Below are 13,091 nucleotides of genomic sequence, written 5' to 3'. Positions count from 1 at the left end.
ATCGGACGGCGGGCGGCGGCCAGTGGCCGCACTCGGGAGGGCCAGGATGCCGACTAAGCCGCTCGAGGCGCTCGAGTCGATGGTCGGCGACTCTCGCGTCACCGTCGAGGCGTTCCGCATCGAACCCGGCAAGGTCGCGGAGTTCGCGCGGGCGATCACGTCGGACGATCCCGTCTTTCGGGAGGAGACGGCCGCCGCCGAGCGGGGCTACGACCGCGTGCCCGCACCGCCCACCTACACACAGGTCGGCCGGTTCCCGCGGTACACGCCCGACGGCATCGATGGCACGGGCTTCGACCTCGGCTTCCGATCGGAGTACGTCCTGCACGGCGAACAGGCCTACGAGTACGAGCGACCGGTTGCCGTCGGCGACGTCCTCGAGGGAACGACCACGCTCGCGGACGTCTTCCAGCGCGAGGGCGGTCGCGCGGGGACGATGACCTTCGCGGTCCTCGAGACCGAGTACCGGGACCGGGACGGCGACCTCGTGCTCACCGACCGATCGACCGCGATCGAGACGTCAGGTGCGGTCGGTGACGGCGACGGCAACGGTGGCGGGAATGGCAATAGCGGTGGCGACATCGAAGATGACACCGTTGATACCACGGACGGCGCTGCACCGAACGGTGGAACCGCCGCGAGCGAGCGGGACATGCCGTCCGCGACCGGTGACGAGTTCGAGCGCGTCCGCGACGTCACCGAACTCGCGGTCGGCGACGCGGGTCCGACGGTCGTCGTCGAGGACCTCGAGCGCGAGCAGTTCGTCAAGTACGCCGGTGCCAGCGGCGACTTCAATCCGATCCACTACGACGAACCGTACGCACGGGCCGCGGGCAACGAGAGCGTCTTCGGGCAGGGGATGTTCACCGCTGGAATCACCTCTCGAGTGATCACCGACTGGTTTGCCCTCGAGGACATCTCGAGGTTCGGCGTCCGGTTCCAGTCGCGAGTCTTCCCCGGCGACACCGTCGTCGCGACCGGCGAGGTCGTCGACGTCGGTCGGGACGCCGGAACGGTCGAAACGGAACTCGAGGCGACTACGAGGGCGGGCGAGACGCTGCTGACCGGGTCTGCAACAGCTGAACTCGAGTAGCCCGAAAGAGACCATGAGCGGCAAACGGTATGAAACCGGTCCAGGCGCGATGGGACCACGCACACCTCCCTGATCGGTCGCTATTACACGCCTATGTGCGTAATTAAATACGAGGAGTCGTGGCCGCAATATCGCTGTACTCCGAACGTTAGATCGGCACCGCTCGTCGGCCATGTACCAGTTATTTGTTACAATAGACAGTCCGAGATATGTATTCGAGAGTGGAACTCAAGTAGCAAACAACGGTGATTGCGATTTGACGGACAGTCAAATCGGGGCGGTTGTAGATCGGGGTAGATACAGCGTTTCCGTCGGTCTTTCGTCGCTCGTCGGCTGCCGTAATCACAGGCGCTTCGTATCCAATCCGGTTCCCGAACTCCGATTTTGGAAATATATCTACTACCGTAATAATGCACGCTCTGATTGATCACTGATAGTATCGGCCGTAGCGAATATCCCTCGATACGTTCCACCGTCATCCGTGAGGAAGGCCGACGGATCACTCCGGAACGTCCGCCCGCTCAGCCATCATCGTTGCCGCTTTGTCCGCCCAATCGCCCCAGCGGAACCCGACCGCCACGATGAGCGCCCACCACGCGTAGCTGAGGACGATCCCCGCGTACACGCCGGGAAGCCCGTAGCCGAGCGTGATCCCGGCAAGATACGAAAACCCGAGCAGAAATCCGACGGTTCCGGTCAATCGAGCGTAGAAGGGCGTCCGCGTATCGCCCGCGCCGCGGAGGCTGCCCGACAGCGGGAAGAAGACGCCGAAAAAGAGCATCGAGACGCCGAAGACGCGAGTGAAGGAGACGGCGTGCTCGAGCGTAGCCGGATCGGACGTGAACAGCCGCGCGACGGGCACCGCGCCGGCGACCAGCACGACTCCGGCGAGGCCGAGCGTCAGGATGCTGAGCGCCGTGATCGCCAGTCCCGAAAATCGCGCGTCGTCGGGCCGTCCCTCGCCGAGCGTCTGGCCGACGACGATGCTCGCGGCGACGCTGTAGGATCGGTACAGCGGGCCGCTGAACTGCTGGTAGATCCGCCGCCCGATGTGGTAGGCGGCGGTCACTTCGGTCCCGAAGGTGAGCAACAGCGCGTTGAACGGGAAGTTCGCGAGCGAGGTGCTCATTCCCTCGGCGAAGTTCGGCAGGCTCACCGCCACGAGCTGGCGCGTGATCGTGAGACTCCGCGGCCGAGCGAACGAGAGGTCCGTCCGTTCGCTGGCGATCGCGGCCGTGATCATGACCGCCTCGACCGTTCGACTGATCGCCGTCGCCAGCCCGACACCGACGATACCAAGCTCCGGGAGCGGGCCGAGACCGAGCCCCAGTCCGACCGTCGCCGCGATGTTGATTACGTTCGCAGTGCCGTTGACGACCATCGGCGTCCGGGTATCGCCGGTTCCTTGTAACGAGCGTGCGCCGACCAGCCCGACGATCCGCATCGGTGCGGCGGCGAAGACGAGACCGAGATAGCGCCCGCCCGTCTCGACGACGCCGGGGGCAGCGCCGAGGACAGCGATCAGCGGCTCGGCGAACGTGACTCCGACGAGCGTCAACGGGATTCCCACCAGAAATCCGATTCCGAGGGCCTGCGTGATCGCCCGATCGCGAGTCGACGCCGCACCCCGTCCCGTATCCTGGCTCGAGAGGGCGATCGCACCGGTCCCGAGTCCGAGACCGATCCGGAGCGGGATCTGCGCGTAGAGGTCCGCGAGCCCGACCGCGGCGACGGCCGCCGGCGAGAAGAGGCCGGTGACGATGACGTCGATCGTCCGCATCAGCGTGTTGAACGTCTGCTGGATCGCGATCGGCCACGAGAGCGAGAGTGTTCGCCGCCACACGTCGCGGACGCGGTCCCTACGCTGCTCCATACATCGTTCGGCAACGGGAATCCGTCGGATCAACGTATTGATCCCGGTCGGTTCAGAGTAGTACTCGAGGTGAAGTATAAGTAGTAGAGATAGTTTCTACTTGGGTTAGATCGGTCCCGTTTGAATGAGTTTCTGGCGCAGCAGCCAGCGTCCGAATCGCTGGCTATCGACGAAACCAAACCGATGACTGAATGCGGATGAGGTGATTCGAGTATGACTATATCGGCTTTTCACCGCTTGATAGCGGGTATTTTACCGCTCGTGAACGCACTGCGGTAGCGGCAATTCGCTATCGATGAAACGCATCCAGCGTAATGCTTGATCGGGGTCGAGACAGCGATGCTGAAATGAATCGGTGACTTGAATGATGTATATCCGACATAGTTCGGAAGTAGACAGTTAGTATATGTTTTATACTGTCTCGCAATCGGGACCGTCTGAGGCCGACGAACGAGAGAGGCGCCGAAGCGGGGCGCGAAGAGTGAGACTGGGATAATCGGACGTGGTCATTTATCATCGTTCGAGATGGAGATGTTTTCTTCAAACAACTGCGTTCATAGGGTGTATAATGATGAACGATTTTATGTGCCAGCCACCTAATATGGTGCCTATGCGACTCGAAGACCAGACGGTAGTCATCACGGGTGCAGCGTCAGGAATCGGGCAGGCGACAGCCGAGCGCTGTGCCGAGGAAGGCGCACACGTCATCGTCACGGACATCGACACCGAGGGCGGACAGGCGGTCGCCGAGGCCATCGAGGAATCCGGCGGCGAGGCGACGTTCTACGAACTCGACGTCACCGACAGCGAGCAGTTCCACGCGGTCGTCGACGCCGTCGCCGACGACGACGGACTGGACGTGATGATCAACAACGCCGGCACCGGCCATCCGGGCGGCAGTCTCGAGGAACTCGGAGACGACATTCGGGATTTCGTCATCGACATCAATATCAAGGGCGTCTGGAACGGCTGTCACGCGGCGCTTCCCCACCTGAAAGCGCAGGGCCACGGTGCCATCGTCAACGTCGGCTCGCTGGCGAGCATTCTCGGGCTCCCCAAGCAGTCAGCCTACTCGATGAGCAAGGGCGCGGTGTTGAACATGACCAGGGCGGTCGCCGCCGAGGCCGGCCCCTACGGCGTCCGCGCGAACACGGTCTGTCCCGGCTTTACCGAGACCTCCCTGCTCGAGCAGTACCTCGAGGAGCAGGCGGACCCCGAGAAAGCTCGCGAGCAGATGATCGAACAGTACCCGCTCAAGCGACTGGCCGAACCGGAGGAGATCGCGGACGCGATCCTCTTTCTGGCCAGCGAGGAGTCCTCGTTCGTCAACGGCCACGGGCTGGTCGTCGACGGCGGCTTCTCGGCCTGAATCGGCCATTGGGCAACCACCGGTTTCGACTCATTCCTCGCGGACCAGCGCCACGCTCGCGAGCTGGTCGCCCGCGGTCACGGTCGCCTCGCGGGTGAGCGCGTAGAGCACCCCGTCTCGATCCGCGCGGGCCTCGTGAAGCGCCTCGTACGTCGTCGGGTGATAGACCGTACCGATCGCCGCTCCCTCGGAGACGGACTCGCCGACCTCGAGCGACGGGTTCGGACGGAAGAGTCCGGAGTCGTCGGCGGTGACCTGTCCGAGGTGATTCCGGGCGACGATCTGATCGCGTTCGGGGACGTCACCGGGAAGGAGGCCGAGGTACCGACAGACGTCGAGGAGGCCCTCGACCCCCTCTTTGACGACGTCCTCGAGGATCTGTTTGTTGTGGGCGAGTTCGGGCGTGATCGACGGGATTCCCTCCGCGGCAGTCGCGACGCGAAGCTTGCCCGCGAAGCCGCGGTGGTGCCACTCGTCCGGGGCGTCCTCGTCGGCCTGTTCGGACAGCAGCAGACCCGTTCCGAATGACTCCGCGAGGCGACGGGAGCGCTCGTCGTCCTCGCGATAGACGACGTGGGGAAGCATATTGGGGCTCCCCGTATGAAGATCGACGAGAGCGTCGGCCGCCGTGACGAACTCCCAGAGGCGGGCTGCCATACGCTGGTGGAGGCTCCCGTCGCTGTCGCCCGGCCAGATGCGGTTCATGTTGGGGTTGATGCTATCGAGCTGTTCCGGCGTCGTGTAGGAGACGCGATCGAAGGTGAGCGGGTTCGCGACGGGGACGGCGATCACGGTCCCCGATAGCGACTCGAGGGGGAGTCGCTCGTGGAATCGCCGGAGGACTTCGGTCCCGTTGATTTCGCGGCCGTGCTGGGCCGCCTGCACGTACAGCGTCGGGCCCGATTCGTCGCCGCGATAGGTGTGGACCGTGGTCGTCAGTTCGACTCCCGACGGCAACCGTGCGAGCGTTACCTGTTCAGCCGTGTGCGTGCCCTCGCTCATGTCCGGACATTTCACGTCCCGCGGTATGTACCTGCGGCCGGCCGCCGGCAGACGTGACCGTCCCGTCGCCCGATGGATCGGTGGATGCGGGCTCAGCGGTCGCCGACTCGAGACCACTACCGTTTTCACTCGTCCTGCCGTCTCGGAGGATATGGGAGACGTTACTGCTACCCTGCACACGAACGAGGGCGATATCGAGGTCGAACTCTACGACGAGCGCGCGCCGCGGACCGTCGACAACTTCGTCGGACTCGCGACCGGTGGCAAGACCTGGGAAGACCCCGAGTCGGGCGAGGAAGTCGATGACGAGCCGCTGTACGACGACGTGGCCTTCCACCGCGTCATCGAGGACTTCATGATTCAGGGCGGCGATCCGACCGAGACCGGTCGCGGCGGCCCCGGCTACCAGTTCGACGACGAGTTCCACGACGAACTCCGTCACGACGACGAAGGCATCCTGAGCATGGCCAACTCCGGTCCCGACACCAACGGCTCGCAGTTCTTCATCACGCTCGGTCCCCAGCCCCACCTCGACGACCGCCACTCCGTGTTCGGCAAGGTCACCGACGGCATGGACGTCGTTCGCGAGATCGGCGACGTCGACACGAACGCCAACGACCAGCCGAAAGAAGACGTCGTCCTCGAGTCCGTCTCCGTCGACTACGAGTAACGCGTCGATCGACTATCGCGGACGATTTTCCGGCGGTTCGGACGCTCGACACGAGCGCGATATACCAGCCAGCACCGATAGTAAATCCGATATAGTTACTTCGGTGCCACGCCCACAGGCGGTATCACCTGCTATCGACGAACGCTACTGGCCGGAGCCGCCTCGAGTCTCGCCCTGCCGCTCGCCGGTTGCGCGGGCGATAATTCGGACGATGCGGAAGAAACGGACCCGACGGGAACGAGTCGCCAGTCGATGCGACTGCGAGCGGAGGGATGACGGCGGCGATACACACGAGCGAGGGCGATATCGACGTCGCGCTCTACGATGAGCGCGCACCGCGGACCGTCGACAACTTCGTCGGATTGGCGACGGGCGGCAAGACCTGGATCGACCCCGAGACGGGTAACACAATCGAGAACGAGCCGCTGTACGACGACGTGGCCTTTCACCGCGTCATCGAGGACTTCATGATTCAAACCGGTGACCCGACCGGCACCGGTCGGGGTAGTCCCGGCTACCGGTTCGACGACGAGTTTCACCCCGAACTCCGTCACGACGACGAGGGCATCCTGAGCATGGCCAACTCCGGTCCCGACACCAACGGCTCGCAGTTCTTCATCACGCTCGGTCCCCAGCCCCATCTCGACGGTCACCACGCCGTCTTCGGCACGGTCACCAGTGGGATGGACGTCGTTCGCGAAATCGGCGACGTCGACACCGATGCTGACGATCGACCGAAAACGGACATCGTCCTCGAGTCCGTCTCCGTCGACGACGAGTAACTCGAGCGGTGTTCGAGGCGCAAACTACCGTTTCTGCGGCATGTTTCCTGAGCGACGTGACTGTCCGTATCGACGCCGTGAGCGACCGAGACGTTTTATCACCCGCGCTACTATGGGCTGTCGAATGGGAGCGTCTTCGCCGACTGATGCGGATCTCCACGCGCGTCTTCGCCGACAGGAGATCATCACCGAATTGAGCCAGCAGGCGCTGGCGGGGACCGATATCAAGAGACTCTATCGCGATGCGACGGCCGCCGTCGCCGAGACGTTGGATACCGAATACTGCGTCGTCCTCGAGCGATTGCCGGACGGGACGGAGGGCGTCTGCAGAGCGGGCGTCGGCTGCACGGCAGGGGCCGTTGGGAACGCGACCGTCGTATTGGGCCGAGACTCCCGGCCGGCGGAGTCCTCCCCCGCCGAGGAGCCGGTCGTCGTCGACGACTTGCGTGCTGACGAGCGGACAAACGATTCGGCGTCGATCACCGATCTCAACATCGTGAGCGGTATCAGCGTCCCGATTAGCACGGTCGACGGGCCGTGGGGCGTCCTCGAGACGTACGCGACCGAACGGCGAGCGTTCACCGAGTCCGACGCCGACTTCGTGGGACGCGTTGCAGACGTCCTCGCCTCGGCCGTCGAAAACGAGCGGGCACACGCCGAACGCGAGGAGCTGTTCGACCGGATCTCGGACGCCTTCTTCGCGCTCGACGAAGAGTGGCGGTTCACCTACCTCAACGAGCGCGCACACGAACTGATCAACCCCGACGGGCGAGAGCTGGTCGGCACGGAAGTCTGGGCGGAGTTCCCCGAAGCCAGCGAACGGGCGTTCAAATCGAAATACGAACGGGCGATGTCCGAACAGGAGACCGTCTCGTTCGAGGAGTACTACCCCGAGCCGCTCGACGCGTGGTTCGAGGTGCGTGCCTACCCGTCGGCGACCGGTCTCTCCGTCTATTTCCGCGACGTTACGGAGCGCCGCGTGCGCGAACGAGAACTCGAGGAGTCCGAGCGCCGCTACCGGACGCTGGTCGAACACTTTCCGAACGGGGCCGTCGCCCTCGTCGACGAGGACCTGTGCTATCAGACGGTCGGCGGTACCCCCCTCGAGGCCGCCGATGCCACAGTCGCGGAACTCGAGGGTGAACCGCTCGAGGCGGTGCTGCCGCCGGCGTTAGCGACCGAGCTCGTCCCGCGCTACGAGGCCGCACTCGAGGGCGAGGCCAGTGCGTTCGAACTGTCGTCGAGCGGTCGTATCTACGATATGCAGACCATCCCGGTCCGCGACGACGACGGCGCGGTCTTCGGCGCGATCGGGATGTCCCAGGACATCACCGAACGCCGCGAGTACGAGCGCCAACTCGAGGAGTCCGAGCGCCGCTACCGGGCGCTGGCCCAGCACTTCCCGAACGGTGCCGTCGGCGTCTACGACCGCGACCTCACGTACACGCTGACCGAGGGTGCCATGGTCGGCGAGACGCTCCCGCCAGCGGACCAAGTCGAGGGGAACCGAATGCCGGACGTCTTCCCCGACGAAACGGTCGCGGACCTCGAGCCGCTGTTCCGAGCGGCCGTCGAGGACGGCGAAACCGGCAGTATCGAGACGGAGTTCGGCGGCCGAAACTGGCGCGTCTGGGCGACACCGCTCCGCGACGGCGACGGAGACATCTTCGCCGGGCTGAGTTTCGCACAGGACGTGACCGAGCAGGTCGAGCGAGAGAACGACCTCGAGCGCTACGAGACGATCGTCGAGGTCGTCAACGACGGCGTCTACGTCGTCGACGAGGACCGACGGTTTACCATGGTCAACGAGACGTACGCCGAGATGCTCGGCTACGCCCCCGACGAACTCGTCGGCACCGATGCGTCCGCGGTCGTCGACGACGTGGTAGCCGGGCAGGTCGCTGAACTGGAAGCCGCCACTGCGGCTTCGGACGTCGAGTGGCCCTCGATCGAAGCCGAGCTTCGGACGGCGGACGGCGAGACGCTTCCCGTCGAGGGGACCTTCGCGATGCTGCCCGAAGACGACAGTCGGTGGCACCGTGTCGGCATCGTCCGGGACATCAGCGAGCGGAAGGCCCGGGAACGCCGGCTCGAGGAGTCCGAACGCCGTTACCGGACACTCGTGGAGAACTTCCCCGAGGGCGCGGTCGGCCTCTTCGACGAGGAGCTCGCGTACACGGCCGTAGGCGGGCAACTCCTCGATGAGGTCGGCATTGCCAGGGAAGACCGCGTCGGGAGCAGCATAGACGAGCTCCATCCGGACCACCTGGCCGACGAGATCGAGCCGTACTTTCACGCGGCCCTCGACGGAGAGGCGAACTCCTTCGAAGTCGAACGGTACGACCGTCACCTGTACGCCCACACGCTCCCCGTCAGGAACGGCGACGACGAAATCTTCGCGGGCATGGTCGTGGTGCAGGACGTCACGGAGCGCCGGGAGTATCAGCGAAAGCTCGAGGAATCGAACGAGCGACTGGAGCAGTTCGCGTACGCGGCCTCCCACGACCTGCAGGAACCGCTGCGGATGGTCACGAGCTACCTGACGTTACTCGAGAACCGCTACGGCGACGCCTTCGACGAGGACGGCGAGGAGTTCCTTGCGTACGCCGTCGACGGGGCCGAACGGATGCGCGAGATGATCGATGGCCTGCTCGAGTACTCCCGAGTCGAAACGCAGGGCGCTCCGCTCGAGCCGACGGACCTGAATGCGGTGTTCGAGAACGTCCGCGAGGACCTCCAGATACAGATCGAGGAGAACGATGCCGAGATCACCGTCGACGACCTGCCCCGCGTCGAGGGCGACGCCAGCCAGTTGCGACAGGTCCTGCAGAACCTGCTGAGTAACGCGATCACGTACAGCGGCGACGAGCCGGCTCGAGTCCACGTCGGTGCCGATCGACGGGACGACGAGTGGGTGATCTCGGTCCGCGACGAAGGGATCGGGATCGATCCGGCCGATCAGGATCGAGTGTTCACCATCTTCGATCGACTCCACAGCCGCGAGGAGTACGAGGGGACGGGCATCGGACTCGCGCTCAGTGAACGCATCGTCGAACGCCACGGCGGCGAGATCTGGGTCGACTCCGAGCCCGGCGAGGGCGCGACGTTCTCGTTGACGCTGCCCGCCGCCCAAGAGCGGGAGTAGTACCCCCGTCTCGCCCGTCCCGATTGAGCGCCTGCCGGACGCACCACGGCGCACCCATTTAGGGACAGACGGCATAGAGCGCGTATGGACTGGACAGCCGACGACATTCCCGATCAGGACGGACGAACGATCGTCATCACGGGCGCGAACAGCGGCATCGGCCTCGAGGCCACCCGCGAACTCGCGCGCAACAGCGCGACGGTGATCATGGCGACGCGGAGCACCGAGCGCGGCGAGGACGCGGCCGACGATGTCCGCGAGGACGTCCCCGACGCCGACCTCCGCGTCGAGGAGTGCGATCTGGCAGCCCTCGAGTCCGTTCGTTCCTTCGCGGAGCGGCTCGAGGACGTGGAAATCGACGTGCTGATCAACAACGCGGGGGTCATGGCGATCCCGCGCTCGGAGACTACGGACGGGTTCGAGACCCAGTTCGGCGTCAACCATCTCGGTCACTTCGCGCTGACCGGCCTGGTGCTCGAGAACCTGGCGACCGACGAGGAGGAGCCCGCGCGGGTCGTCACCGTCTCGAGCGGCGTTCACGAGAGCGGCGAGATCGACTTCGACGACCTGCAGCACGAGGAGTCCTACGACAAGTGGGACGCCTACGCCCAGTCGAAGCTGGCGAACGTCCTATTCGCATACGAACTCGAGCGCCGATTCCTCACTGCGGATATGAACGCCCAGAGTATGGCAGTGCATCCGGGCTACGCGAACACCCAGCTACAGCTGCGCGGGCCCGAACAGAGCGGGAGTCGCCTCCAGATGGCGGCGATGAAACTGATGAACACGGTCGTCGCGCAGTCGGCCGAGATGGGCGCGCTCCCGACGCTCTATGCCGCGACCGCGCCGGAGGCCGAGGGCGGCGCGTACTACGGCCCCGGTGGCTTCCAGAACATGCGCGGCACGCCCGAGCGACAGGCCTCATCGGATCGATCGTACGACGAGGAGACAGCCCGTCGGTTGTGGGCCGTCTCGGAAGAACTGACCGGCGTCACGTACGATCTGCCAGAGCCGAAAGAGGAGGTGCCAGCGTAGGGCCAGGGACAGCGCTCAATTACTCGCGCCAACCGTAACGCGAAAGACCACGCGGCCGAACGAATACACAATGAGCGACGACGGCATTCAGCGCGCCAGCGACGTCGGCTCGAGCGACGCGCCGCCGATCGAGGAGAAGCCCTACAAGATCATCTTCGAGGCCAACAAGTGCTTCGGCGCGGGCAAGTGCGCCGAGGTCAGCGACAACTGGGAGATGTCCATCGCGTCGGGCATGGCCCAACCGAACGAGTACTTCTTCGGCGAAGACGACCTCGAACACAACGTCCGCGCCGCCGAAGTCTGCCCGGCGAAGAAAGACGACGGCTGCATCCACGTCGTCGACCGCCGGACCGACGAGGAGATCGCACCGGATCCCCACGGTGACGGTACGCTGAGCGTCGACTGGTAAGGACTCGAGACGGGAGGCCCACGGGCGCACACCGAAACGCACATCCCCGACCCGGGACAACGCTCGAGTGCACTTCTGCGCGAGGGTAGCCAAGCAGGCCAACGGCGGTGGGCTTAAGACCCGCTCCCGTAGGGGTCCTTGGGTTCAAATCCCAACCCTCGCATACCGACTCGAACGACAGTGAGAGTCGTGTCTGCGAGACGCGGGATTTGAATCAGGGAAGTCGCAGCGCGAACGGAGTGAGCGACCGTCTTCCCGTGGTTCGAATCCCAGCCCTCGCATGTCACCGCAAACACGTTCTGAGCGCCGGTTGTGTTATCTGGAATGTGAACGATTGAGTCGGCTGAAATCGACGCGTTTCGGGTTCAGTTCGAACTGCCAGTCGGCTCGTAGTGTTCCCGGTGGACGATCGTCTCGGTGCCGTCCTCGATTGCAGTCACGACGATCTGGTCCCCGTTCGGATCGAACTGGACGGTGACCCAGCTATCGGCCCATGTCGACAAGGCACCGCCCGACTCGTCGTTGTACAGTTCGAATTCCGCGCCAGCGATCGTCGACTCGAGTCGGACTGTCTCGGCCTCGAGTCCGGGCGAGTCCGTGAAGTGGACTCGAGCGAAGTCCGTCGTTTCGGGATCGAATCCGTCGGAAGCCTCGTTCGGGTCGACGTCCCATTCGATTTCGTCGATGACGTCGTTGTCCGCGTCCTCGATGGGGTCTTTGAACGCGGCTTCGGGATCGTCGGGCGTGTCGTCTTCGCCGCCGACCCAGAAGACCGTCCACTCGTCGTCTTCGGTCACGAGAACCCAGATGCCGGATTCGTCGGCGGCCTCCTGATCCGCTAACTCGGCGCGGACCAGTGCAATGTCCTCGTTACCGATCTCCGACTCGAGTTTCCCCTCGTCAAACCAGAACGAGGCCCCTTCCAACTCGAGAATGTCCGCGACGGACCCGTCCTCGGTGATGAGCTCCGTCTCGATGTTCTCCCGGCCGTCGAACTCGCCGGATTCGAACTCCCACTCGGGGTCCTCGTATAGGGCGTACAGCGGACTCGAATTGTGGACGACCTCGAGCAACGCGTCGGTGTCCTCGGCTTCGGCCGCGTCGAGATACGCGTCGATGGCGGAGTTCGGGCCCGGTCCGGTCTCACCGTCGGACCCGTCGTCGTTCTCATTGTCATTCGTGGAGTCATCGGGACCACTGTTTTCATCGCTCGAGGCGTCGCTCAGACAGCCTGCGAGGAGGGACGAGACGCCAACCCCAGCGGAGACCACATAGGTTCGACGATTCATAGACAATAATTGATAGATTGACACCATTGATAAATTCACCGTTCCTTCGTTTTTATTAGGGGGAGTGAATGGAGGAACAGCGACGTGAATCGTCAGTCGATAGTCACAGCGATCGGTACCTGTACCTAGTGAATGGAGCAGTCGGTTTTGATGGGGTTGTGGGAGATTAACCGTCCTGCTATCATGGCAATAGGGGATCGCCACGCCCTCCCCAACCGATTCGTTCGCGCCTCGCGGCGCTCACTCATCCCTCACGCAGTGTCATCGGCCGCCCTCACTACGTTCGGTCGGCCTCAAGCACGCGCCACCGCACGCCGGTTGGCCGGTCCGAAGTGATACGTAGATCCCTTGTACTGAGCACTCATGTCTCAATCAGTTTCGTCCGTGACCCCCGTCGGACCGGAACGCGCAGGTACAACCGTTT

Annotated in this window: 10 protein-coding genes and 1 tRNA gene; 8 read left to right on the top strand and 3 right to left on the bottom strand. The window is 64.2% G+C overall.

Annotated elements, in window-relative coordinates; genetic code table 11:
- The first annotated feature begins 46 nt into the window (after positions 1-46).
- Complete coding sequence (locus tag HYG81_RS30730; protein WP_180839911.1) at positions 47-1,093, top strand: FAS1-like dehydratase domain-containing protein; 1,047 nt, start codon at positions 47-49, stop codon at positions 1,091-1,093.
- A gap of 499 nt (positions 1,094-1,592) precedes the next feature.
- On the opposite strand, the gene HYG81_RS30725 is transcribed toward HYG81_RS30730, so the two are convergent.
- Positions 1,593-2,966, bottom strand: a complete 1,374-nt coding sequence (locus HYG81_RS30725) for an MATE family efflux transporter (RefSeq protein WP_180839909.1) — start codon at positions 2,964-2,966, stop codon at positions 1,593-1,595.
- Between the two features lie 610 nt (positions 2,967-3,576).
- On the opposite strand from HYG81_RS30725, the gene HYG81_RS30720 reads away from it, so the two are divergent.
- The gene (locus HYG81_RS30720; protein WP_180839908.1) at positions 3,577-4,335 is read left to right on the top strand and encodes an SDR family NAD(P)-dependent oxidoreductase; all 759 of its coding nucleotides are present in this window, start codon (positions 3,577-3,579) and stop codon (positions 4,333-4,335) included.
- A gap of 30 nt (positions 4,336-4,365) precedes the next feature.
- Here HYG81_RS30720 and HYG81_RS30715 read toward each other — a convergent pair whose 3' ends face one another.
- Positions 4,366-5,337, bottom strand: coding sequence for a succinylglutamate desuccinylase/aspartoacylase family protein (locus HYG81_RS30715; protein WP_180839906.1), 972 nt, complete (start codon positions 5,335-5,337; stop codon positions 4,366-4,368).
- Positions 5,338-5,488: 151 nt separating this feature from the next.
- Here HYG81_RS30715 and HYG81_RS30710 point away from each other — a divergent pair, with 151 nt between their 5' ends.
- The 6 genes from HYG81_RS30710 to HYG81_RS30685 all read left to right on the top strand — a co-directional run bounded on the left by HYG81_RS30710 (position 5,489) and on the right by HYG81_RS30685 (position 11,541).
- Positions 5,489-6,007 (top strand): peptidylprolyl isomerase, encoded by a 519-nt coding sequence (locus tag HYG81_RS30710; RefSeq protein WP_180839904.1) that lies wholly within the window; start codon positions 5,489-5,491, stop codon positions 6,005-6,007.
- 272 nt (positions 6,008-6,279) lie between these two features.
- Positions 6,280-6,789, top strand: a complete 510-nt coding sequence (locus HYG81_RS30705) for a peptidylprolyl isomerase (RefSeq protein ID WP_180839902.1) — start codon at positions 6,280-6,282, stop codon at positions 6,787-6,789.
- A 124-nt stretch (positions 6,790-6,913) separates the two neighbouring features.
- Positions 6,914-9,934, top strand: coding sequence for a PAS domain-containing protein (locus HYG81_RS30700; RefSeq protein WP_180839900.1), 3,021 nt, complete (start codon positions 6,914-6,916; stop codon positions 9,932-9,934).
- Between the two features lie 84 nt (positions 9,935-10,018).
- Positions 10,019-10,969, top strand: a complete 951-nt coding sequence (locus HYG81_RS30695) for an oxidoreductase (RefSeq protein WP_180839898.1) — start codon at positions 10,019-10,021, stop codon at positions 10,967-10,969.
- Between the two features lie 70 nt (positions 10,970-11,039).
- Entirely contained in the window at positions 11,040-11,378 is a 339-nt protein-coding gene (locus HYG81_RS30690; protein ID WP_180839896.1) for a ferredoxin, read from the top strand.
- Positions 11,379-11,457: 79 nt separating this feature from the next.
- Positions 11,458-11,541, top strand: a tRNA-Leu gene (locus tag HYG81_RS30685).
- Positions 11,542-11,743: 202 nt separating this feature from the next.
- On the opposite strand, the gene HYG81_RS30680 is transcribed toward HYG81_RS30685, so the two are convergent.
- Positions 11,744-12,667: a hypothetical protein gene (locus tag HYG81_RS30680; protein ID WP_180839894.1), complete on the bottom strand. Its 924-nt coding sequence runs from the start codon at positions 12,665-12,667 to the stop codon at positions 11,744-11,746.
- Between the last annotated feature and the right edge of the window lie 424 nt (positions 12,668-13,091).

The sequence above is a fragment of the Natrinema zhouii genome, from assembly GCF_013456555.2.
GTDB lineage: Archaea > Halobacteriota > Halobacteria > Halobacteriales > Natrialbaceae > Natrinema > Natrinema zhouii.
The sequence above is the reverse complement of the archived record's forward strand: the minus strand, read 5'-3'. Positions and strand labels throughout refer to the sequence as shown.